Annotated in this window: 22 protein-coding genes and 2 tRNA genes; 6 read left to right on the top strand and 18 right to left on the bottom strand. The window is 61.1% G+C overall.

Annotated elements, in window-relative coordinates; all coding sequences use genetic code 11:
* Window positions 1-52: 52 nt before the first annotated feature.
* Both coaD and RI518_RS05015 read right to left on the bottom strand, forming a co-directional pair.
* On the bottom strand, window positions 53-544 hold the full coding sequence (gene coaD, locus RI518_RS05020) for a pantetheine-phosphate adenylyltransferase (RefSeq protein ID WP_310671486.1): 492 nt from the start codon (window positions 542-544) through the stop codon (window positions 53-55).
* Window positions 545-586: 42 nt separating this feature from the next.
* The gene (locus RI518_RS05015; RefSeq protein WP_310689536.1) at window positions 587-2,785 is read right to left on the bottom strand and encodes an ATP-dependent DNA helicase RecG; all 2,199 of its coding nucleotides are present in this window, start codon (window positions 2,783-2,785) and stop codon (window positions 587-589) included.
* A 47-nt stretch (window positions 2,786-2,832) separates the two neighbouring features.
* Here RI518_RS05015 and rsmD point away from each other — a divergent pair, with 47 nt between their 5' ends.
* Window positions 2,833-3,396 (top strand): 16S rRNA (guanine(966)-N(2))-methyltransferase RsmD, encoded by a 564-nt coding sequence (gene rsmD, locus RI518_RS05010; protein WP_310689535.1) that lies wholly within the window; start codon window positions 2,833-2,835, stop codon window positions 3,394-3,396.
* Here rsmD and thiL read toward each other — a convergent pair.
* Window positions 3,360-4,424: a thiamine-phosphate kinase gene (gene thiL, locus RI518_RS05005; protein ID WP_310689534.1), complete on the bottom strand. Its 1,065-nt coding sequence runs from the start codon at window positions 4,422-4,424 to the stop codon at window positions 3,360-3,362. The genes rsmD and thiL overlap by 37 nt on opposite strands.
* A gap of 23 nt (window positions 4,425-4,447) precedes the next feature.
* Here thiL and RI518_RS05000 point away from each other — a divergent pair, with 23 nt between their 5' ends.
* A complete protein-coding gene (locus RI518_RS05000; protein ID WP_310689533.1) occupies window positions 4,448-4,921 on the top strand; it encodes a DUF3515 domain-containing protein in 474 nt (157 codons plus the stop codon).
* Between the two features lie 71 nt (window positions 4,922-4,992).
* On the opposite strand, the gene RI518_RS04995 is transcribed toward RI518_RS05000, so the two are convergent.
* The 10 genes from RI518_RS04995 to RI518_RS04950 form a co-directional block, all read right to left on the bottom strand.
* On the bottom strand, window positions 4,993-6,144 hold the full coding sequence (locus RI518_RS04995) for a hypothetical protein (protein WP_310689532.1): 1,152 nt from the start codon (window positions 6,142-6,144) through the stop codon (window positions 4,993-4,995).
* Between the two features lie 33 nt (window positions 6,145-6,177).
* On the bottom strand, window positions 6,178-7,731 hold the full coding sequence (locus RI518_RS04990; RefSeq protein WP_310689531.1) for a UDP-N-acetylmuramoyl-tripeptide--D-alanyl-D-alanine ligase: 1,554 nt from the start codon (window positions 7,729-7,731) through the stop codon (window positions 6,178-6,180).
* A 4-nt stretch (window positions 7,732-7,735) separates the two neighbouring features.
* Window positions 7,736-8,473, bottom strand: coding sequence for an alpha/beta hydrolase (locus RI518_RS04985; RefSeq protein ID WP_310689530.1), 738 nt, complete (start codon window positions 8,471-8,473; stop codon window positions 7,736-7,738).
* Between the two features lie 5 nt (window positions 8,474-8,478).
* Window positions 8,479-9,480, bottom strand: coding sequence for an NAD(P)H-dependent glycerol-3-phosphate dehydrogenase (locus RI518_RS04980; RefSeq protein WP_310672246.1), 1,002 nt, complete (start codon window positions 9,478-9,480; stop codon window positions 8,479-8,481).
* Window positions 9,477-10,202: a lysophospholipid acyltransferase family protein gene (locus tag RI518_RS04975; protein ID WP_310672247.1), complete on the bottom strand. Its 726-nt coding sequence runs from the start codon at window positions 10,200-10,202 to the stop codon at window positions 9,477-9,479. The genes RI518_RS04980 and RI518_RS04975 overlap by 4 nt, the downstream gene beginning before the upstream one ends.
* A 4-nt stretch (window positions 10,203-10,206) precedes the next feature.
* Complete coding sequence (gene murA, locus RI518_RS04970) at window positions 10,207-11,538, bottom strand: UDP-N-acetylglucosamine 1-carboxyvinyltransferase (RefSeq protein WP_397428146.1); 1,332 nt, start codon at window positions 11,536-11,538, stop codon at window positions 10,207-10,209.
* 39 nt (window positions 11,539-11,577) lie between these two features.
* Complete coding sequence (gene leuD, locus RI518_RS04965) at window positions 11,578-12,180, bottom strand: 3-isopropylmalate dehydratase small subunit (protein ID WP_310689529.1); 603 nt, start codon at window positions 12,178-12,180, stop codon at window positions 11,578-11,580.
* Window positions 12,180-13,649: a 3-isopropylmalate dehydratase large subunit gene (leuC, locus tag RI518_RS04960; RefSeq protein WP_310689528.1), complete on the bottom strand. Its 1,470-nt coding sequence runs from the start codon at window positions 13,647-13,649 to the stop codon at window positions 12,180-12,182. Before leuC ends, leuD begins: the two co-directional genes overlap by 1 nt.
* A gap of 132 nt (window positions 13,650-13,781) precedes the next feature.
* Window positions 13,782-14,816, bottom strand: a complete 1,035-nt coding sequence (locus tag RI518_RS04955) for a TerC family protein (protein ID WP_310689527.1) — start codon at window positions 14,814-14,816, stop codon at window positions 13,782-13,784.
* A 190-nt stretch (window positions 14,817-15,006) separates the two neighbouring features.
* Window positions 15,007-15,082, bottom strand: a tRNA-Glu gene (locus RI518_RS04950).
* Window positions 15,083-15,171: 89 nt separating this feature from the next.
* On the opposite strand from RI518_RS04950, the gene RI518_RS04945 reads away from it, so the two are divergent.
* Complete coding sequence (locus RI518_RS04945; RefSeq protein WP_310689526.1) at window positions 15,172-16,239, top strand: glycerate kinase; 1,068 nt, start codon at window positions 15,172-15,174, stop codon at window positions 16,237-16,239.
* Between the two features lie 48 nt (window positions 16,240-16,287).
* Here the strand turns inward: RI518_RS04945 and RI518_RS04940 are convergent.
* From RI518_RS04940 to RI518_RS04925, 4 genes are all read right to left on the bottom strand, one after another.
* Window positions 16,288-16,362: transfer RNA gene (locus tag RI518_RS04940), tRNA-Gln, on the bottom strand.
* 35 nt (window positions 16,363-16,397) lie between these two features.
* Complete coding sequence (gene gltX, locus RI518_RS04935) at window positions 16,398-17,909, bottom strand: glutamate--tRNA ligase (protein ID WP_310672252.1); 1,512 nt, start codon at window positions 17,907-17,909, stop codon at window positions 16,398-16,400.
* Complete coding sequence (locus RI518_RS04930; RefSeq protein WP_310689545.1) at window positions 17,906-19,159, bottom strand: MFS transporter; 1,254 nt, start codon at window positions 19,157-19,159, stop codon at window positions 17,906-17,908. The genes gltX and RI518_RS04930 overlap by 4 nt, the downstream gene beginning before the upstream one ends.
* The gene (locus RI518_RS04925) at window positions 19,140-19,925 is read right to left on the bottom strand and encodes a fumarylacetoacetate hydrolase family protein (RefSeq protein WP_310672254.1); all 786 of its coding nucleotides are present in this window, start codon (window positions 19,923-19,925) and stop codon (window positions 19,140-19,142) included. The genes RI518_RS04930 and RI518_RS04925 overlap by 20 nt, the downstream gene beginning before the upstream one ends.
* 75 nt (window positions 19,926-20,000) lie before the next feature.
* On the opposite strand from RI518_RS04925, the gene RI518_RS04920 reads away from it, so the two are divergent.
* From RI518_RS04920 to RI518_RS04910, 3 genes are read left to right on the top strand one after another with little or no spacing between them, the layout of a single operon-like run.
* Window positions 20,001-20,402 (top strand): DCC1-like thiol-disulfide oxidoreductase family protein, encoded by a 402-nt coding sequence (locus RI518_RS04920; RefSeq protein WP_310689525.1) that lies wholly within the window; start codon window positions 20,001-20,003, stop codon window positions 20,400-20,402.
* Entirely contained in the window at window positions 20,383-21,156 is a 774-nt protein-coding gene (locus RI518_RS04915; protein WP_310689524.1) for a CPBP family intramembrane glutamic endopeptidase, read from the top strand. The genes RI518_RS04920 and RI518_RS04915 overlap by 20 nt, the downstream gene beginning before the upstream one ends.
* A 10-nt stretch (window positions 21,157-21,166) precedes the next feature.
* The gene (locus tag RI518_RS04910) at window positions 21,167-21,643 is read left to right on the top strand and encodes a peroxiredoxin (RefSeq protein WP_310689523.1); all 477 of its coding nucleotides are present in this window, start codon (window positions 21,167-21,169) and stop codon (window positions 21,641-21,643) included.
* A 316-nt stretch (window positions 21,644-21,959) separates the two neighbouring features.
* Here the strand turns inward: RI518_RS04910 and RI518_RS04905 are convergent, their stop codons facing one another.
* The gene (locus tag RI518_RS04905; RefSeq protein WP_310689522.1) at window positions 21,960-22,742 is read right to left on the bottom strand and encodes a LuxR C-terminal-related transcriptional regulator; all 783 of its coding nucleotides are present in this window, start codon (window positions 22,740-22,742) and stop codon (window positions 21,960-21,962) included.
* Window positions 22,743-22,983 lie beyond the last annotated feature (241 nt).

Below are 22,983 nucleotides of genomic sequence, written 5' to 3'. Positions count from 1 at the left end.
GGAGGGGTTTCCTCCACGCCCACCGGCTCCCGGGTGACCCGCGGTGGGGACGCTAGTCGGGAAGGCCGTTACTGTCGATGAAGTCTTTGACGACCTGTGGCACGTAGGGGGAAATGTCGCCACCCAGGCGGGCGACTTGGCGCACCAGGGAGCTGGAGACGTGGCCGTGGGCCGGGTCGGGCATCAAAAACACCGTTTCGATTTCGGCCAAGTTTCGGTTCACGATCGCCATCGGGGTCTCGTAGGACACATCGGCGGGTGAGCGCACGCCTTTGACCAACACTTTGGCTCCCACTTCGACGCAGTAGTCCACCAGTAATCCCACACTCCAGGAGGTGACCGTGACCCCGGTGATGCCGGCGTGACCGAGTGCTTTTTCGATGAGAGCGACCCGTTGGGCGATCGGCAGAAGGGCTTTTTTGTCGGGGTTGTGCACCACAACGACGTGTAATTGATCAAAAAGGCCCGAAGCACGGCCAATCACGTCGATGTGACCCAGGGTGACAGGGTCAAAGGAACCGGGAACAACGGCGATCGAGGTCACAGATTAAGAGTAGCGAAAGGGTATTAACGCCGTGTTACGCCACTAGCTACGATCCAAATAGTCGGCATCGATTTCTTGTAACCGGTCGGTGAGAGCTTTGCGCAACCCGGGATACTCGGTCACATCGGGGGAGGCCGCCAAAAGAGCTTTCGCATCGGCTCTCGCCGATTCGATCAACTCGCCGTCGACACTGACGCGCACCAGTTTCAACCCGGAGCGACCCCCCGACTGGTTGGCCCCCAACACGTCACCTTCGCGGCGGAGCTCCATATCAATGCGCGCCAATTCGAAACCGTCCGTGGTGGAGGCCACCGCATCCAGTCGCTGCCTCGCCATCGACTCGGCCGGCTGGTGGGTGACCAGTAAACACACCCCGGGCAGGCCCCCTCGACCAATACGCCCGCGCAGTTGGTGCAGTTGGCTGATGCCAAACCGGTCGGCGTCCATCACGATCATCATGGTCGCCTGGGGAACGTCGACACCGACCTCAATCACTGTGGTGGCGACCAGCAGATCGAGGTCACCGGAGTGAAAGGCGGACATCACGTCCTCTTTTTCCCTACTATCCAGTCGGCCGTGAACAACACCAATGCTTCTTTTACCCAAGAGTTCATGCTCTTTCAGGGTCGCCGCGAGCTCCAGCACTGCCGTCAGCGGCCGGGCTGGCTCCCCGTCGGCCTGGCCATCCTCGATACCCGCCACCTGGTCGGGATAGCCGGCACCATCATGAACGCCGTCATCAACCCCTTCTGTCACCCCGGTCTGGTCGATTGCCGGGGCCACCACAAACACTCGGTGTCCGGCCTCGATTTCTTCATCCGCTCGCTGCCACACCCTGGAAAACCAGGCAGGGTTTTCTGCCAGCGCCACCACGTGGGTGGTCACCGGTTGCCGACCGGCAGGCACCCCCCGAATGGTGGAAATGTCGACATCCCCGAAGACGGTCATCGCCACTGTGCGAGGAATCGGTGTGGCGGTGAGCACCAACACGTGGGGGTTTGAGCCTTTATGGCGCAACACATCGCGCTGGGTGACCCCGAAACGGTGTTGCTCATCGACGACCACTAAACCGAGGTCATGAAACTGGGTCGAATCGCTCAGCAGTGCGTGGGTGCCCACCACAATGCGCGACTGCCCTGAGGCGATCATCAACTCCGCTTTTTTGCGCTCCTTAGCACCCATCCCCCCGGTGAGCAGGGTGGGGGCCAGTTCGCTGGCGAGGTCTGGACCCAGGGTGTTCACGATGGAGCGAAAATGTTGACTGGCGAGAACTTCCGTGGGGGCGAGCAGTGCCGACTGGCCACCATCTTCGGCGACCTGAACAATCGCGCCCAGTGCGACGACCGTCTTTCCAGAGCCGACTTCACCTTGAATGAGCCGGTGCATGGGAACCCCGGAAGCCAAATCGGAGGCAATCTCGGTCGCCACCGCCTGCTGGTCATCAGTCAACGAAAACGGCAAACCGTCTCGAAAACGCCGACCCAACTCACCGGGTTCGCGAATAATCGTGCCCTTCGCTTCGGCAACAGCCCGCTGTTGTAACAGCGCCAGCTGCAACACCAACGCTTCGTGAAAGCGCAAGGTGTCCCTGGCTTGTTGCCACTGGCTCTCCGATTCAGGCCGGTGAATGTGCTCGAGAGCAACGCTCAAGTCCACCAACGTGTGGCGTGATGTCAGCTCATCGGGAACAGGGTCTTCCACCCCTTCGAGCGCATCCAATACGGTCGAAATAGCTTTCTGGATCTGCCAACTGGCCAATGTTGACGTGGCCGGGTAGATGGGGATTGGGGTTTGTGCCCACGCTTTCGAGCTTTCCTCGGTGGGCGGCGCATCTTCAAAGAGTTCATAGTCGGGGTGTGCCAGTTGTTTGCCGCCACGAAAACTACTGACTTTTCCGGCAAAAATGCCTCTCGCCCCTGGTCGTAGGTCGCGAGCCCGCCACGCCTGGTTGAAAAAGGTCAACGTCACCACACCGGTGCCGTCGGTAATGACCACTTCCAGCAGGGAACCTTTTTTGTTCCGCATCGGCCGGTCGGTGACGGAGACCACTTCGGCGACCAGGCTCACCGGCTCCCCCAGCGCAATGCCCTGCAAGGAGGTCAGCTCCCCCCTGGTGGCATAACGCCTGGGGTAATGCTCGAGCAGTTGACCCACCGTGGTGTAACCAAAAGCTTTTTTGAGGGCGCGCTGGGTGCGATCGCCCAACACCTGGGCTAATGCGCTCTCCCGGGTAATCGCCACACTCCGAGGCTACCCGCCCCCACCACACCACCCGGTAGCGTGTTCACATGGCGCGCATCATCGCCGGTGAAGCCGGATCGTTGCCACTGGATATCCCCCAAGGGCCCACTAGGCCCACCAGTGACCGGGTGCGAGAGGCACTGTTTTCCGCCCTAGCCAGTCGCATCGATTTCACCGGCCTTACAGTGCTGGACCTGTTTGCCGGCTCTGGCGCACTGGGGCTTGAAGCCTTAAGCCGCGGGGCACACACGCTTACTGCGGTGGATTCGCACCGGGCAGCCTGCACAGCCATTCGCACCAACGCTCAGCGGTTAGAAAAAGCCCTCACCCGCCCGGTCAGTAGTGATGTGCGCTGCCAGAGTGTGAGCGCCGCCCTGTCCACACTCCCGGGCGATGCCAGCATCGACCTGGTCTTCATCGACCCACCCTACGAACAGCCCTCCGAAGAAATCACCGAGATCCTCAATACCCTCGGGCCACTGGTACACCCGGAGGCAACAATTGTGGTGGAGCGCTCGGCGCGCACCACAGAGCCCCACTGGCCAGAGTGGCTGACACCCGTGACCACCAAAACTTACGGCGATACCCGAGTTTTCACACTGTCTCGGTAAGGATCCCAACCACCACGCTCAATATCTGGTGCCACACCAGACACCGTCACCCGAGGAGTTGGTGACCCGCCAGTGCTGACACCGCCGGTACTGACAACTCCAGTGCCCACCTCGTCTGCTGATGGCTCATAGTCACGCACCACACCGACGGGGTGAAAACCCTCCGGCAGGGTCACCTCCGGCGGGAAGGTGGCCAATAGGCCGTGATCTTCACCCCCCATGAGCCAGGCGTCATCGACGACCGCATCACTGTCAAAGTCGATGGCCACATTGCTGGCCTCTGCCATACGGGTCGCATCGAGTACTAACCCGTCGCTGACATCCATCATGGCGGTGGCCTGGGCCTGCGCAGCGGCCGGCCCGTGAGTCAAATCAATGCGTGGGGCGAGGTGGTGGAGCACTTCTGGTTGGCGTCGAAGCTCCGCCAACACTGACGGGTCGAGTGCGCCCCCAGCCTGTGTGGTGTGCTCGTTCAGAATTCGAAAACCGTGCTCGGACACACCAGGCTCACCCGTCACCGCCACAATGTCGCCGGGCTGGGCGCCCGATCGAAGGACCGGGTGAAGCCCAAAGAGTTGACCGAGGACAGTGACTGACAGGGTGAGCTGCGGCGAGGTGGAGAGATCCCCACCCAACACCCCCGCTTCGGGGGCCATATCGGCCAGGCCTTTGGCGACCCCCCGGGCGATACCGACCAGGTCAGATACTGGCGTGTCCGGCGGGGCGGCGAGTCCAATGATGACACCCAGTGGTGTGGCGCCCATAGCGGAAATGTCGGCAAGATTGCTCGACATGGCCTTGTAGCCAATGTCTTCCGGCTGGGACCAGTCGCGGCGAAAATCGGGACCCTCCACCATCATGTCGCAGGTGGTCACCACTTCCGGTGCGTTCAAACCGACCACCGCGGAATCGTCCCCCGGTCCCACACTCATCCCGCTGGCGCTTGGCAGCAGGGGCAAAATCCTGGCGAGTGTGCCGCGCTCGCCCAGGTCGGCCACGGTCAGGGTTTTTTCCGAGTGCTCTGCCACACCCCCACGGTAGCCTGAGTGTGATGGGCAGAGGGCGCACCGTGTTGACTGTCGCCGCCGTGGCGATGATGACCCTTTCGGCGTGCGCCCCCACAGTGCGGCTACAACCCGCACCCGAAGCCAATGCCGTCGAATGCGCCAACATGATGGTGCGCCTGCCCGACTCCATCGGTGAACTCGAGCGGCGAAGTGTGGACGCCCAATCGACAGCCGCCTACGGCGACCCGACAGCGGTGATTGTGCGCTGCGGTCTGCCACGGCCAGGCCCCTCCACACTGCCGTGTGCCACGGTCGACGGCGTGGATTGGTTGATCGATGAGCGCGACCAACCCCGTTTTGTGTTCATCAGCTACGGCCTTGACCCCGCAACGGAAGTCATTGTCGACTCCGATCGGGTCTCTGGCACCGAAGCGCTCCAAGACTTGAGCGGTGCGGTGGCGAGCCAGTCCGCCCCGGTGGGCGCGTGCCTGGGTGCCGAGGATGTCTTCAGCGAGTAGCGCTGTCACCGGCGACACCCATCCCCTGGCGACACCCATTACATATGGGCGCGTGGCCAAGCGTTGGCGGTCTAGGAACCCATCCCGACGAGCTTGCCGGCGATCCCGCCGGCCGCTTTCAGGGCGATGCCCTGCGAGAAGCCTGCCTGTGGCCAACGAATACGCCGCTCCACGGCTTCTCGGAGAGCATCGGTAAGCACTTCAGCGGGTGGTCTGGTGGGCGACCACAAATACAGCGAGAGCGCACCCGGGATGGTGTTCACCTCGTTGACATAGACACTGTCATCGGCTGGATCCCACAACAGGTCCACGCGAACAATACCCGTGAGCCTGGTCACTTCCGCAACAGCTGTTGCTAATTCGACGGCGCGGGAGGCGACCACGTCGGGTACTTGAGCGGGGAACTCCCGCGGTGCGTGGGTAAGCCCCGCACCGCCTTCACCTTGAAGGTATTTCTCCTGGTAGCTGTAGACACCACCAGCTCCAGAAGATTCTGCGTCTTGATCGCCTCGAAGCGGACGCTCAAGCGCAGTCAATTCGAGGGTGGGGTAGGTGCGAAAAGAAATGTTCAGATCGACGATGTCGGCCCGGTAGGGCTCAATCACCGCGCCGTTTTTCAGGTGCGGACTGGAATCGGCCAGAGCCCGCGCCGTGTCGATGTCCTCCACGATTTCGATGCCGATGGAGGAGCCGCCAAACCGGGGTTTGACGATGTAGGGGCCGGCGAACTCCGGCGCCGTCTCACGGGAGAGGTGCTGACGGGACAGGCTCGGGATACCCGCATTGGTGAGCAGGCCCGCGAAGGCGAGTTTGTCCATTCCCACCGCGCCCGCATACAAGCTGGAGCCCGTGTGCGGGATGCCGAGCAGTTCACAGAGAAACGCTCCGCCGCCGCCTTCGCCGCCCCCACCGTGGAAACACAGCAGTGCGGCATCGACATCGACTTTTTTCGACCCCATGCCTTTTTTCAGGTAGAGGCCTGGTTGTCCGCCAGGGCGGACATCGAGTTCTTTCGAACCGGAAGGCGACCCTTCCAGGTAGTCCTTCGCTTCGGTGTTGTCGGGAACGAGAAGCCATTGACCGTTAGGGGCGACGTAGACGGGATGAATGGTGTGTCCGGCGCTTCTCAGGACACGTTCTGCTTGCAGCCCGGTCAGGATCGAAATTTCGTGTTCGGGACTGGGGCCACCAAAGATAACCGCCCAGGTGTTGTTCGCACTCATCGAGCCTGACCTCCACAGTGCCGACCGGGACGTTTAGGGGTAGTGGTCGGGCAGATCGTTCTCGTAGAGAATAACGTCCTCAGGCTTTGCCTCGTGGAGCACCGCACCGACGGCGTCATCTCGGGTGAGAAACACTTTCGTGTCAGCCCCCGCACCGGCAACGAGTGCTCGGCGGTTGGTGAGACCCACGGCGTAGCAGACACCGCCGGCGGCGGTGATTGCTTCACCCAGTTCGCGGTTGCGCGTGGCCTGTAGGCCACCCAGTTCCACCATCCCGGGGGTGACCACAAAAAGCTTCCCGCCACGCTCCGCGGCGAGCTCTTTCGCTCCCTCGATGGCCCGGGCCGCTCCGGGTGGGTTGGAGTTGTAGGTGTCGTCAATAATGGCCACACCGGATTCTGTGGTGGCGACTTCTGCGCGGTGTGCGGCGACGGGAAGGTCGCCAAGCGACGCGAGGGCTTTATCGGAGGGGACATCCAGGGCCCACGCGATTCCCAGTGCGACGGCAATGTTGATGCCGTGGGCGAGTAGGGGAATCTCCGTGGGCACGGGTGTGGCCTCCGGCCCATACGTCACGGTGCCCGCTTCAGCGTCAAGACTGACGTCGGCTTCTAACCCTTGAGCGCTGACGGTCACCACCAGGGTTCCCCTCGCCCGGCAGGTTTCTGCCAGGGCGACAAGTTCTGGTTGGTCGACGGGCAGGACGACGACGGACGCATTTTCGGTAATTTCTGATTTGGCACGCAGGATGGCGTGGTGTGAGCCCAGTCGCTCATAGTGGGCCTCACCGATCACGGTGATCGCACCAATGTAGGGCGGGAACCATTTCGAGAGCTCCCGAATGCGGCCTTCCGCGTTCATCCCCATTTCGGCGACAAACACTTCCGTGCCGGGGGCAAGTTTGTCGTTGATGGACCGCGACAGCCCCATCAGGTTGTTAAAGCTCGCCGGTGAGGCCACCACGTCGTAGCGGCTGGCGAGAATTTGTGCGGCGTAGCCTTTGGTGGAGGTTTTGCCGTACGAGCCGGTAATGGCCACGATCTGTGGGTCGACCCTCCGAAGTGTTTCTTGCGCACTGGTCAAATACGGTTTTTGCACCAACCGCTCCACTGGCCACAACAGCACCAACGAAAGGTCAGTGATGAGGGCTTGGAGGATGACGGGAACCAGCGCACCGGCTGGACCTAAAAACCAGGCCGATACTGCCGCGAGCGCGAAAAGCAACACCGCGTTGACGATGGCCACTCGGATCAGTCGCCCGGTCCACGCCACCGGTTTCGTTTCGCCCATCACCGGCATCCGCCACGGGGAGAGTGCTGCGACTAGTGGTGCGAGTACGACCAACCAGGCGGCCACCCCAAAACCCCACGGGGCAGCGACATAACCGGCTAAGGCGAGACCGATGGCTAATGCCCACCACACCACGCTCATGGGACGTCGCAGTAACCACAGGCGTTCAATGCGGCTGACTTCGCCGGGAAGATATTGGACACGCTGCGCCACGCGCAACCAGCGCAGCTGGCCGATCACCAGCGACGCCCCCAGGGTTAACGCCGTGAGCGCGACGAGAAGCTCAAAGCCGATCACCGGGTCACATCTCCTCGTTGTTCAGCCGGCGTTCAATCGCCGCGCGAAGGGCTACCACCAGTGTCTCATCGAGCAGATGCTCGGAGTTCGACACCACGCTGAGCGCGCCGTGGGGTAACACTTCCACAGTCTTTTTGGCGACGTCGAGCGGGGCGGGTTTATCGAATTCGCCCCAGACCAGCTCGACGGGCATCTCCAGGCGTGCGGCGTCGTCCAGGTAGTCCTCCCCCACCGTGTGGACAAGGATGTCGCGCATGACACCGGCAGCCTGGCGGTAGTCGGCGGAGCCGAAGCGTCGCCTGGCCTGTTCCAGTTGGGATTCGCGCACAAGGCCCAGGCCCCGTAAGAAACGAATAAGCGCGTAGCGCGGGTCGGGGCCACTCGGCGGGTGCAGTTTCGTCATCGGCACCCCGGTGAGCACCAGTGCCCGCACACGGCTGGGGTAGGCAGCGGCCAATCTCACCGCGATACGCCCACCAAAAGAGTGACCCAGCAGGATGGGGGGATTTTCTTCGTCGAGGGCGGGCAAAAGCCAGCGGGCGTAATCGGCCGGTCGCCAGGTAGTGGGCGGTGGATCGACCACACCAAAGCCCGGCAACTGCACGGCCGCCGCCGAATAGCCCTCCAAGACGCCTTGGAAGTCGCTGGCGTTTCGACCCCACCCGTGCAGGGCAATGACGTCTACCGGGCCGCTGCCAAAGCGCTCAGCAATGACCGAACCGTCAGCGTAGGAGGCGAGCACGCGTCTTATTCTCCCTGTGGCTCGTCAGAGTCGGTGGCGAGGTGTGGGGCGAGCTCTGCGGGGTCGAGCTCACCGCGGAGGACCTGTTGAACCTGCATCACAATGGGCATCGATACCCCTCTCGAGGCAGCGAGATCTAATACCGGTGTCACCGCTTGGAGGCCTTCGGCGGTTTGGTTCATCCGGCGCACCACGTCATCTAAGGCGTAGCCTTGGCCGAGTAGTCGCCCGGCGGTGTTATTTCTCGACAGCGGTGATTCGCAGGTGGCGATGAGGTCGCCGAGGCCCGCCAGGCCCGACATCGTGTGGGGCTCTGCGCCAAAGGCGGCGGCAAATGCGCTGATTTCTGCCAACCCTCGAGTGATGATTGAGGCTTTCGTGTTTTCCCCGTAGCCGACACCGTCGGCGATGCCGACCGCCACCGCGATCAGGTTTTTGAGCACGCCGCCAAATTCGGTGCCCAGGACGTCGTAGTTGACGAACATCCGAAAATACGGCGTCGTGGCCTGTTTGGCCACCGCCGCCGCCGTATCGGCATCGAGTGAGGAGGCCACCGCGGCGGTGGGTTGTTCCCGCGCAATCTCGAGGGCGAGGTTTGGTCCACTGATCACCGCAATGGCCTCTGGAGCCACTGCCGTCACCTCAGCGATGACCTCGGACATGCGAAGCCCGGTTCCCGATTCCACGCCCTTCATCAGGCTCACCAGACGAGTATTGGGGGCGAGAAGCGGTGTAATCGCTTCGAGGTTTACTCGCAGGCTTTGGCTCGGCACCGCCAAATACACCGTGTGAGCGGGGCTAATGGCCTCTTCGAGGTCCGTGGTGGCCGTGAGCGACGAGGGCAAGTTGATGCCCCGAAGGTAGTCGGTGTTTCGACTGGTTTCTCGAATCTCGCGGGCGACTTCGCTTCGGCGCGCCCAGAGGGTGACGTCACCTCCTGCGTCGACAAGAATTTTGGCAAACGTGGTCCCCCACGACCCCGCACCCACTACCGCGATGTCACTCATCGATTCCTCCCGGGCTCGATCCCCTGGGGTTCATAGATCGTCTTGGGTGGGGTCTCGCCGCGAAGCGAGGCCACCAGATCTTGGATGGCGTGCATGAGAGCGTCCGTCGCCTCATCGAGTAGCTCCCTGGTGATCGGCCGACCCTGGAAAGCCTCCAGGTTCATCTCCTCCCCGACCACCACGGTGATTCGGGGTCGCGGAATGACAGAAATCGATTTTCCGTAGCGGGCCATCAAGTCTTGGGTGCCCCAGTGGGCAGCCGGATAAAGCGGTATTCCCGATTCGAGGGCCATCCGAATCGCCCCCGTTTTTCCCTTCATCGGCCACAAATCGGGTTGCCTGGTCAGCGTCCCCTCGGGGTAGACAATCAGGCCCTGGTCCTCACTGATCAGTTGGTTGGCCGCACGCAGTGCCCCGCCGGTGGAACTGGCCCCTCGTTCTACGGGGATTTGCCCCGTTGCTCGAAGCAAAAACCCAGCAACGGGAATGTTAAACAGCGAGGCTTTGGCTAAAAACCGCGGTGTGCGACCCAGTCGCCACACCGCGACCCCCATCACGATGGGGTCAATTTCGCTGTGGTGATTGGGCGCCACAATGAAGGGCCCCGTCCGAGGGAGCGCCGAGTCCTTCGTGAGCTTCAGCGTCACAAAAGCTTTGAAAACGGGAAGGATGAGCGCTTCAATCAGTCGCCACCAAAAGCCGGGCCCGCGTGTTGACGCCACCGGCTCAGCCTCTCAGCTCGAACGACGCTCCCAGCCCTTCGAGCTTTTCCCACAGGTGCTCGTAGCCGCGGGAAATAATCCCCACGTTACTGACCACCGATTCGCCCTGCGCGGTGACCGCGGCAATGATGTGACTAAAACCTCCGCGCAGGTCTGGCACCCGCACATTTGCCCCGTGGAGCGGCGTGGGGCCGGTGATGACCGCCGCCTGCTCGAGCGGGCGGCGGGGGACCCGCCGGGTGATACTGGCGATTCCTTCTTTGTAGACCTCAATGTCCGCACCCATCTCGACGAGTGCGTCGGTGAACCCAAAGCGCTTCTCGTAGACGGTTTCATGCACGATGGATTGGCCCTGTGCTTGGGTGAGCGCGACCACCATGGGCTGCTGCCAGTCGGTCATAAAACCCGGGTGCACGTCGGTTTCGATCACCACGGGGTGAAGCTCACCCCCGGGGTGTCGAAACTCGATGCCTTCAGTACCCACGGTGAACTCACCACCGACTTTGCGATACACGTTCAAAAAGGTCATCAGATCGAGCTGTTCGGCACCGCGCACAAAAATGCGACCCTTAGTGGCCAACGCGGCGGCAGCCCAACTGGCTGCCTCGTTTCGATCGAAGATTGCTTTGTGCTGGTAGGGCCCTAGGGAATCCACACCCTCGATGAGGATGGTTCGGTTGGTTTCGACAGAAATAATGGCGCCCATTTTTTGCAGCACCTGAATCAGGTCCATAATTTCTGGCTCGACTGCGGCGTTGATCAGTTCGGTGACGCCTTTCGCCCGCACCGCGGTGAGCAGCACCTGTTCGGTGGCTCCCACACTGGGGTAGGGCAGTTCTACTTTCGCCCCGGTGAGGCGCTTGGGTGCCCGAAGGGCGATACCTTCGGGTGACTTTTCTACTTCCGCACCGAATGCACGAAGCGCATCGAGGTGGAAATTGATGGGGCGATCACCGATGTGACAGCCGCCCAGGTCGGGCACGAACGCTTCACCCAGTTGGTGAAGAAGTGGTCCACAAAACAAGATCGGGATACGACTGGAGCCCGCGTGGGCATCAATTTCGGCAAAATGCGCCGACTTGACCCCTCTGGGGTCGAGGGTCAGTTCACCCGGCGCAGTGTCGGTGACGCTCACGGCGTGGGCTTCCAAGAGTCCCCGCACCACGGCGACGTCGCGAATGACCGGAACGTTGGAGAGGACACTGGGTTCATCGGCGAGTAGTGCCGCAACCATGGCTTTGGTGACAAGGTTTTTCGCCCCGCGCACGCCCACTTCACCGATGAGGGGTTTGCCGCCGTGAACGGCGACCACATCGGCCTCTTCTGGTGTCACCACCGCCGGACTCGCTGTCGGAGTGGCCGACACCGGGTTCACTTAACCCCCCAGAGCGGGGAGCGTCCGTGGACGCCACGACGCTCTCGTCGTTTCAAAGTGTTCGATGGCGTCTTCGTGACGGAGGCTAAGCCCAATGTCATCAAGTCCTTCCATCAGTCGCCAACGGGTGTAGTCGTCGATTTCAAACGGTGCCGTTATCGCTCCACACCGTACCTCACGGCTGGCCACATCCACGGCTACCTCCAGCCCCGGGTGTGCCTCAAGTTCGGCCCAAATGGCTTCCACAATGTCTTGGGGCACGGTGGCGACCACAAGACCCTGTTTTCCGGCGTTTCCTCGGAAGATGTCGCCAAAGCGCGAAGAGATCACGGCGGCAAAACCAAAATCACGCAGTGCCCACACGGCGTGCTCTCTGGATGAGCCGGTACCAAAATCGGGTCCTGCGACTAACACTCGAGCGTTGTCGTAGGGCGGGGTGTTCAAGATGAACTCTGGGTCCTGACGCCACTCATAAAACAGCGCGTCGTCGTAGCCGGTTTTGGTGATGCGCTTGAGAAACTTTGCGGGAATGATTTGGTCGGTATCCACGGTGGAGCGTCGAAGGGGGGCGCCCACTCCTTCGACCAGGCTGACTGTGTCCATTAGGCGACCACCTCGGCAATCGAATAGGAGGGAATGTCGATTCCCAGGTCGGAGGGACTAGACAGTGTTCCTCGAATCGCTGTGGCGGCTGCCACCAGCGGGGAGACCAGGTGGGTTCTCGCACCGCGACCTTGACGGCCTTCAAAGTTTCGGTTGGACGTGCTCGCGGCACGCTCACCGGGTTGCAACTGGTCGGGGTTCATCCCCAAACACATCGAGCAGCCCGCGAAGCGCCATTCGGCGCCAAACTCTTCAATGACTTTGTGGAGGCCTTCCGCTTCGGCTTCGAGCCGGACCCTGGCAGAACCCGGGACGACCATGACGCGCACACCGTCCGCTTTTTTCTGACCTTTGATGATGGAGGCGAAAGCGCGAAGGTCATCCAGGCGTGAGTTTGTGCAGGAGCCCATGAAGACCACATCGACGGGAATATCTTTCATCCGGGTTCCCGGTTCAAGCTCCATGTAATCCAGTGCGCGCTCAGCCGCGTGACGGTCGACCTCGTGGGTGAAAGAAGAGGGTTCCGGCACCGACTCATTAAGGGGAACACCTTGACCGGGGTTTGTCCCCCAGGTCACAAAAGGCTCCAACGTGTTGGCGTCGAGGAATACTTCCGCATCGAATACGGCGTCATCGTCGGTGCGCAGAGTTTTCCAATACTCCACCGCCGCGTCCCAGTCGTCACCTTGAGGGGCGTGGGGGCGATTCTTCAAATACGCGAAAGTGGTCTCGTCGGGGGCGACCATCCCCGCCCGGGCGCCGGCCTCAATGGACATGTTGCAAATGGTCATCCGGCCATCCATCGACAGTGACCGGATGGCACTGCCGCGGTATTCGATGACATAGCCCTGGGCACCCTGGGTGCCGATTTGGGCAATGACGGCCAAAATGATGTCTTTCGCGGTCACACCGGGGCGAAGGGAACCTTCCACGGTGACCGCCATGGTCTTAAACGGCGCCAGCGGCAGTGTTTGGGTGGCCAACACGTGTTCGACTTCGCTGGTGCCAATACCAAACGCCATCGCTCCGAAAGCACCGTGGGTGGACGTGTGTGAATCACCACACACGACGGTGATCCCCGGCATGGTGAGGCCCAGTTGTGGCCCGACGACGTGCACGATGCCCTGTTCGGCGTCACCCAAAGAGTGCAGGCGAATACCGAACTCTTCGGCGTTGGTGCGAAGGGCCGCGACCTGTTGCCTCGAGTTGGGCTCAGCGATGGGCTTATCGATGTCGATGGTGGGGGTGTTGTGGTCTTCAGTGGCAATGGTGAGGTCTGGTCGACGCACGGGTCGCCCCGATTGACGCAGACCATCAAAAGCCTGCGGACTGGTCACTTCGTGCACGAGGTGGAGGTCAACGTAGAGAAGGTCAGGCTCGCCGTTTTCGCCTTTTGTGACAAGGTGGTCAGCCCACACCTTTTCGGCCAAGGTCGATGCAGCGGGGCGTGATTGCGTATCTGCCGCCATGATCCCTCCCTTTTCCTCTCGTCCCCAGGGCCAGTAACCGACGCTTTAGTGACACTGTGTCCACTGACTCGTCACTGTCTGTCACTACCGGGGTGGCCGCGTGACCACGCGGTGTATCGACCAGTTTAGCGCCTAGTGGTTGGACCGAGCCTGGTCAACGTCTTCTGACTCGGACGGGGTCACTGCACCGCTGTCGCGGTCTTTTTTCAGTTTCATCAGGCTCGCCACGACGGCGATCGTCATCGCCACAACGATGACGATGAGTGATTCCCAGGTGCCGATCACGGGCACCCAGTCGACGTGTTGGCCACCGTTGATGAAGGGCAGTTCGTTGGTGTGTAGTGCGTGGAAGACCAACTTCACTCCGATGAAGCCGAGGATGAAGGCGATACCGATGTGCAGGTAGGCCAATTTGTCGATGAGGTCACCGAGGAGGAAATACAACTGCCGAAGCCCCATCAGGGCGAACACGTTGGCGGTGAACACAATGAAGGGACTCTCGGTGATGCCGTAAATGGCGGGAATGGAATCCACGGCGAAGACGACATCGGCGGTGCCGATGGCGATGAGGACGACGAGAATCGGCGTCCAACGCTTTTTCCCGTCTTCGATGATGCGAAATTTCATCCCGTCGTAGGTGTTGGTCATGTCGATGCGGGTGCGAAGGAAACGGATGACCGCATTTTCCCTCTGCACGTCATCTTCGCGGCCACTGGCGAGTTGTTGGATAGCGATCACGAGCAAGAAGGCTCCGAAGACGTAGAAAATCCAACTGAAGCTGGCAATGAGGGCCGCACCCAGCAGGATAAAAATGCCCCGAAAGACGATGGCCAACAAAATTCCCACCATCAACACTTCCTGCTGGTAGCGCTTGGGCACAGAAAACGACGCCATGATCAGCACAAACACAAACAGGTTGTCCACCGACAGGCTGTATTCGGTGACCCAACCGGCCAAGAACTCTGAGCCGTATTTTTCGCCCGAGAAGACGAACATTGCCCCGGCAAACACCAACGCCAACGCCACATAAAAACCGACCCACAGGGCCGACTCCTTTGTGGAGGGGACGTGGGGCTTCCACACCACACGCAACAAATCGAGAAGCAAAATCAGGCTCAACACGATCAGCGAGCCCACTTCGAACCACAACGGGATAGACAGTTCCACACTCACACCTTTGTTCCATCGGACAATACGGTGTTCGAACGTCTCTCCCCAGATGTCACCATCTGCTACCGGCCGGGATGATGAACCTCATCCGAGTTGACGACCGGCAGTGTCGGGATACTCCCCTAAGAACGACCCCAGCCTAACCCCGTGCCCGAGGGGGCCTGCACCGAAGTGCCGAATCGAGACGTGGTGACCCCAGCGGGATTCGAACCCGCGTTACCGCCGTGAGAGGGCGGCGTACTAGGCCGCTATACGATGGGGCCGCGCCGTAGACAGTCGATTATCGCACGAAAACGCCAGCACACAAACCCTGCCACCGAAGCAGCTGGCGCGGAGCCAGTAACCTGAAGTCGTGGCCAACGTGGTGATCGCCCCCGATTCTTTTAAGGGCTCCCGCTCGGCAATCAAAGTCGCTGAAGCCATCGCCACAGGGTGGCGAACGGTTCGCCCCAGTGACCACTTGAGTGTCTTGCCGATGGCCGACGGCGGCGAGGGGACATTGGACGCCATCGCCTATGCAACCCCACAGGCCACTTGGCACCACGACAGCGTCACCGGACCAGAAGGCTCCCCCGTCGAGGCGTCCTGGTTGATGCTGCCCGACCAGACCGCCGTACTTGAGCTGGCCCAAACATCGGGGCTGCCCCTGATGAGTGCGCCAGATCCCCTCGTCGCCACCACAAGAGGTCTGGGGGAACTCATCGCCATCGCGATGAGCCGCGGTGCAACGGGTGTGATGATCGGATTGGGAGGCTCTGCCACAACCGATGCCGGCTTAGGGGCACTGGAAGCCTTAGGGGCCACACTCTCCAGGAGCGACGCTCACCCCACGGGGGCAATCGGTGTGACTGGGGTCGATACCAGCGGCCTCCACCAGCCGCCCGTGAGAGGAATCACTCTGATCAGTGACACCACGGCAGTGATGTTCGACGCCCCGTCAGTGTTTGGCCCCCAAAAAGGCGCGACCCCGGATGATGTTCGGGGACTCGAGGAGGCTTTTTCCCGCCTCGTCGCCCACAGCCCGCAACACTCAACACATCTCACTCCGGGCTCTGGCGCGGCAGGTGCAACCGCCTGGGGCTTGATGACGTTTTTGGGTGCGACGATCCAAGATGGCGCTGCTTTTGTCGCTGACCTGATTGGTGTTACAGAAGCCCTGAAGAGTGCTGACCTGGTGATTACCGGGGAGGGAAAGTTTGACCACACGAGCCTTCGAGGCAAAGTGGTGGGGCATATCTATGCTCTGTCGTCTTCCACCCACACCCGTGGGGCACTCATTGTCGGCACCTCAGATGACACGGTCTTAAAGGGTTGGAGTATTTCCCGATTGGTCGATTCTGCACCGTCCACAGAAGAAGCAATCCGGAATCCAGAAACCCACCTCATCAGCGCCGTGGCACAACTCGCCCGCGGTTACTAGGCCTGCGCTTGGGGCGCGCTGCGGCGACTGAGAACGTTAACAAGAATGTGGCTGGGGTGCCTGGACTCGAACCAAGAACAACTGAACCAGAATCAGCCGTGTTGCCAATTACACCACACCCCACCAGGCTGGCGCCGGCTTTCTACCCTAGTACACCTCTAGAGGCTCTGGCGGAGCGAGCGAAGCCTCGCGAGGCTCGAATCCTTTCCCAGGATTTCCATCGACTCAAACAGTGGCGGGCTGACCCTGCGCCCTGAGATTGCGACCCGAAGCGGGGTGAACGCGTGTCGGGGTGAAAGCTCCATCCCTTCGACTAAGGCTTCACGCAGCGTTTCCTCCAGGGCCTCGGTGGTCCACGACTCGAGGCCTTCTAATGCCGACACCGAAGCGTCGAGGACATCGCCTGCGCCTTCGCGCAGGGTCTTTCGTCCCTCATCGGTGATTTCTAGACCCTCATCGTCGGTGAGGGCGAAGCCCACCATGCCCGGGACCTCCCCGAGTAACCCCACCCGGGGTTGCACGTGGGGCAGGAGGGCTGTGAGGACCTCGCGTTGCGAAGCGGTGGGCTCAGCACCAATAAGCCCTGAGTCTTGGAGGTAGGGCAGGCATCTGGCTAAGAAATCCTCCGGCGCCAGCATGCGCAAGTGGTCGCCGTTAATAGATTCGGCTTTTTTCTGATCAAAGCGCGCCGGATTGGGGTTCACATCTGCCACATCGAATGCGGCAATCATTTCTTCCCGCGTGAACACGTCACGATCGGGGGCAATCGACCAGCCGAGTAGTGCCAAATAGTTCAGGAGCCCTTCGGGGATGAAGCCCCGCTCGCGGTGGAGGAAAAGGTTTGATTCGGGGTCACGCTTGGAGAGTTTCTTGTTGTTTTCGCCCATCACGTAGGGGAGGTGACCAAAACGGGGAATCTCACTGGCCACACCGATGTCGATCAGTGCGTGATAGAGGGCAATTTGGCGGGGTGTGGAGGAGAGCAAATCTTCCCCGCGCAACACGTGGGTGATGCCCATCAGGGCATCATCGACGGGGTTCACAAACGTATACAGCGGTGCGCCATTGGGGCGAACCAGCACAAAATCTGTGGTGGAGCCGGCGGGGAAACTCACCGGACCGCGCACCAAGTCCACAAAATCAAGCGCCCCATCTGGCACCTTTAGCCGCAGTGCCGGCGATCGACCGTCGTCGATGAAGGCTTGGCGCTCAGCATCAGTGAGGGTGCGCTCGTGGTTGTCATAGCCTTGCTTTTCACCGCGGCCCTGGGCGACGTTTTTGGCCGCCATTTCTTCCGGGGTGACAAAACTTTCATAGAGGTGTCCCGCCTCGAGGAGGCGGTTAATGATGTCGCGGTAAATATCCCCGCGTTCAGACTGCCGGTAGGGTCCGTGCGGTCCGCCCACTTCGACGCCTTCATCCCAGTTCAGACCCAACCAGCCCATCGCATCAAGCAACTGGTGGTAGCTGTCTTCACTGTCCCGCGCCTGATCAGTGTCTTCAATGCGGAACACACACGCGCCACCGTGGTGGCGCGCATACGCCCAGTTAAACAGCGCGGTGCGAATCAACCCCACGTGGGGGGTGCCTGTCGGGGACGGACAAAACCGGACCCGAATATCCCCACCGGTTGCCTCCGTGGTGGACACCTCAGTTGTTGACTCGCTCACGAAGACGTCCTTTCACCCGAATGGCGGGTGAGGACCACCCGCAGTGTGACCGTGGCCACTAACACCAATGACACTAACGACAACCCGTTGTAGCCGATGAGGACTAACACCACACCGGAGAGTGCGCCACCGGTGGCACCCGCAGCACTCATCACCACGTCGGAGAGCCCTTGGACTCTGGTGCGCCGGGCCACCGGGGTCGATTCGGTCAACAGGGCTGATCCGGCAACAGTGGCAGCAGACCACCCGGTGCCCAGCAAAATCAGCCCCACAATGACCCACGCTTCGGATTCAGAGCCAAAGCCGGTGGCCAGCAAACTGAGCGCCAGCATCGCTTGGCCGGACAGGATGGTCTGTTTTCGACCCCAACGGTCGGCCAAGATGCCAAATACGGGAGCGAGCGCATACATTCCGGCAATGTGCAACGAAATGGTGAACCCCACAATCACGAGGCTTGCCCCGTGGTCGACCAGGTGCACCGGCGTCATCGCCATCACCGCCACCATGGTGGCGTGACTGAGCGCGATGGCGATAAACGCGCTGCGGCGATCGCCCGGGCGGTCGGCACCGACAGCATCAATTGATGAGTGGGCTGCTGCTTCGGCGGAAATCTGTTTGGCCAATGCGAGTGGCTCTGGTCGAAGACCGACCCGGTAGAGCACTCCGGCGGAGAGTTGGGCCAACATGGTCAACACGAAGGGTCCCGCCAGGGAGGGCAAGCCCAACCAGATGCCAAAAGCGTCACCTGGGCCGATGAGGTTTGGCCCTGACACAGCGCCCACTGTGGTCGCCCACACCACCAGGGATAAATCAGTCGCCCGGTGGGCGTCGGTGGAGACATCGGTGGCGGCAAAGCGTGCCTGCAGGTTCACAGCCGTTCCCACACCGATCAGCACCAGGGCAACCAAGAGCACAGCAAACACCCCGGTAATGGTCGACAGCACAGCCAGCAGTGCCCCCACAGCGGCAATCCACGCTCCGGTCGCAAGCGACCAGGAGCGACCGTGACGGGCTGCGAGGTTCGCCAGGGGAAGTGCACCCAGTGCCGCACCGAGTGTGGCCAGTGTGGCGGCCATTCCGGACCACCCCGGTGAGCCAGAGAGTTCGGTCGCCAAAATGGCTCCCACGGAGAGTGTGGATCCCATTCCGAGCCCAGCGAGGACTTGACCGGACATTAATACGGTGCGAATGCGCCGCCTGGACCGGTCGATACTCTCTGGATCGAGGGTGTTAGTCGTCGGTTCGATCATCACGGTTCTTTGCCGGATTCGACAGGGTGCCAATTCCTTCAATGGTGATGTCGACGCGCTGGCCGTTCACAAAGCCCCCTAAGCCTGGAGGGGTGCCCGTACAAATCACATCACCGGGTAGCAGCGTCCACACGTCAGAGCAGAAGGCGATGATTTCGGGAATCGAATAGATCAGATCCTTCGTATTGCCAGCCCGCCTGGTTTCGCCATCGACAGAGGTGTGGATGTCCAGGTTCGACGGGTCGAGCTCTGTTTCGATCCACGGCCCCAAAGGACAAAACGTGTCATAGCCTTTGGCCCTCGCCCACTGACCGTCAGCGAACATGACGTCCCTGGCGGATACGTCGTTGGCGATGGTGTAGCCAAAGACCACGCTTTCCCAGTCTTCGGGTTTCACCCGTTTGGCCACGGAGCCAATGACGACGGCCAGTTCCCCTTCGTGCACGATGCGCCCGTGCACGGGAGGCAAAATGATGGGGTCGCCTGGGCCCACCACGGCGGTATTGGGTTTGAGGAACACCAGCGGATTATCGGGGCCCTCGTGGCCCATTTCTTGGGCGTGCGCGGCATAGTTCATGCCCACACAGATCACTTTGGAGCGGGGGATGACGGGGGCAAGCAGTCGCACCGATTCGAGTGCAATGCGCTGACCGGTGGTATCCAGCCCGTGGTACAGCGGATCACCGGCGAGGACCACCAGTTCTTCGTCATCAACAATGCCGAACTGGGGCTCACCGCCGTCTGTGGCGAAACGTGCGACCTTCATCCCTCCTAGGCTATCGCCAACCAGGCCCCTGCCCCGCTCCACATATCCTCCAGCTTGGCGACCTACCATGGGGTCATGACCACACGAGGACTAAGCAATGCGCTCCTGGTCTATGACGGCGACTGTGCCTTTTGCGCCCTCTGGGTGGGTCGCCTCCAGCGCACCCTCCAGACCTTCCCCCGGGTCACCACGTCCGCTGAGGCCGACACTGAGGAACTGGGCTTAAGCGCCACCGATATTCGCGACTATGTGTGGCTCATTACCCCCACCCGCCACATGGCGGGTGCTGCCGCGTTTTCTGGCCTGCTTCGCGGCCAGCGGCAGTGGGGGTGGCGTTTTCTGGGCCACCTGCTGGATACGTGGCCGGTTTCGGTTGTGGCCGATATGGGCTACCGATTAGTGGCGCGTTTTCGACACCGCCTCCCTGGCTCCACGCCGTCCTGTGAAATTCCCCGCAATGGGTCCCACACCGCTTAACCCCCGGCGCATTCGCGCCGAGATTCTCATCGTTCTGGGGCTAAGCCTGGGGATGAGCGCACTGTATGCGACGGTGAGTTTCTGGAGACGCCTGGCCGATGAACGGGAACTCTCCCAGCAAACCGCGACACTCAACCGCTCGTTAGCTGATGAACAGATCTTTGACGTCATCTACCAACTACTGGGCATTATCAGTGGGCTAGTCCCCGTCGCCTTGGTGTTCTACCTGGTCTGGTCGCACACCAGGCCGCGACTGGGCGCTATCGGCTTGGATGCGACCAAGCCCACAAGAGATAGTGCGTGGGGTGTGGGCCTTGCCGCGCTCATTGGAATACCCGGCCTCGCCCTCTACATCGTGGGGGTCAACCAGGGCATCACCGTGCAGATTGTGCCAAGCGCCCTATCTGACTACTGGTGGACCATCCCCGTTCTACTGCTCGCCGCACTCAAAGCCGGGATACTCGAAGAAGTCATCGCCGTGGGGTATATGACCCACCGGCTGGGGCAACTGGGTGTTGCCCCGTGGGCGATTGTGGCCATCCAAGCGCTACTGCGCGGTTTTTACCACCTCTACCAGGGCATCGGGCCGTTTTTTGGCAACATCGCCATGGGGGTGGTCTTTGCCCTGTGGTTTATGAAAACCAAGAGGCTCGCACCACTGATCATCGCCCACGCGCTGATCGACGCCGTCGCTTTCGTGGGCTACCCACTGATTATGGGAGCCTTCCCAGATTTTCTCGGTTTTACCCAGTAGCGTCCACTGCGTGACATCCCCCGACGTAGGCGAACTGGCCCCCGACTTCACCCTCCCGGGCATCGTCGTCGAAGACGGCGAAGCCACCACCCGTCATTTCACTTTGAGTGAGCGTCGCGGACACCCTGTGGTCCTCGCCTTCTACCCGGCAGATAACTCCCCCGGGTGCACCGCCCAACTGTGTAGTTACCAGGACGAGTTGGCGAGCTTTCGGGATTTGGGTGCAGAAATTTGGGGAATCTCCCGGCAGAACCAGAACAGCCACGAACGTTTTGCGCGCACCAAGAACCTCGGCTTCCCCCTCCTCGCCGACGAAAAAGGTGACGTCGTCGCCGCCTACGGCGTCGGGCTTATGGGCATGGCGGTGCGCAGAAGCATTTTCATCATCGGCCCTGACGGTCTGGTCAGCTGGCGACACATATCCCTCGTGGGCTTCACCTTCCAAAGTGCCGACACGCTCAAGCGCGAACTACAACTCATCGCCTAAACCCCACGCAGTCAGCGCCACCCAAGAGACCCCTCACGAGACCACTCGCGCCCCCACCCAGCGCTGTCTCCCACGCCGCACTAGTCCCACTCAACACGTCCACGGCTCACCACACCCCGGGTAGTCGGAGTGTGGTGGTGGTGTTTGCAGGGTAGAAACCAGCAGACACCGTGCGGGTGGGGTTGGCCATAACCTGGCCGAAAACTAACCACAGCGGCTCCCTATTCAGGGGTTTTCGGGCAGTTTGGCAGTCAGGTTCTAACCGGGGGTGACCAGCGCTGGTGGTTGGCCGGTGGCGGTTGACCGGTAGTGGGGGTTAGAGCAGCCCGAGTGCTTGGGCGGCTTCGACGGCTTTGGTGCGCTTGGTGACGTCGAGTTTGTCGTAACAGCGGGCCATCGTGGTTTTTATGGTGCTGAGCGAAAGTTTGAGTTGGCCGGCAATTTCTTTGTTGGTGTATCCCCGGGCTGCTAGCCGCAGGCAGGTGATTTCGCGGTCGGTCATCAACGGAGTGTCACCGTTTAGGCGCGGATCCGATTCCTCCAGCGCTTGACGGAAGGGTTCGGATTTGAAGGCGAGGACTAATGCGGAATGGAAGTCTTTTGGACTGACTAGGGGCTCTAAGGGTTCGGTCACTGCTTGTTCGAAAAGCATGACCAGTGCGCCGATGGGCGCACCACGGAAACCGTGGACCGGCTGGATCAACACGCTGTTGACCCACCCTTCTGGTTCAATGGTGATTCCCGCCTTTGCCACGGCCTGGCGCATGTCGTTGGCGGAGCGTCGTACCGGCAACACATCGTGAAAATCCACAAATGGTGGCACTTGGTGCCACACCGAACGTCGCTCGACAAAGCCGTGGTGTTTGGTCAAGCCGTAACTGGCCAATTCGACCAGTTCGGCTTCACCAGAGATCATTCCCATGGCACCTGCCCTCGGTCCTGGTGCGAGGACGGGGACATGAACGAGGAAACGCAGTAATTCTTGGGGAGTGGGGGCTTCGGAGAGGAATTCCAGTAACCCGGAGAGACGTTGTGGGTCGGAGGTGAAATGCGGCGAGAGGCCTGCCGGACCAGACGGCCCAGACGGCAAAGACGGCACAGACGGCCTAGTCGGCCTAGGCGAACCTGCCCGGGTAGCATGGGCGGGCGGGTCCTGAGTGGAAATGGAATCATTCTCCATACCGTGAAACAGTACTGCGAGCTTCTGCGACAGCGCTGGGCAGAATCCATACCGGCGGGCAAAAAGGTCGGAAAAAGGCCAGAAAACGGTCTTTTACGAACTTTTTCGCCGCCTTTGCCCTCGGGCGGTAACCCTCCGACACGGGGATTGAATCCCCGAG

It is taken from the genome of Pontimonas sp. (assembly GCF_031581085.1).
Lineage (GTDB): Bacteria > Actinomycetota > Actinomycetes > Actinomycetales > Microbacteriaceae > Pontimonas.
The sequence above is the reverse complement of the archived record's forward strand: the minus strand, read 5'-3'. Positions and strand labels throughout refer to the sequence as shown.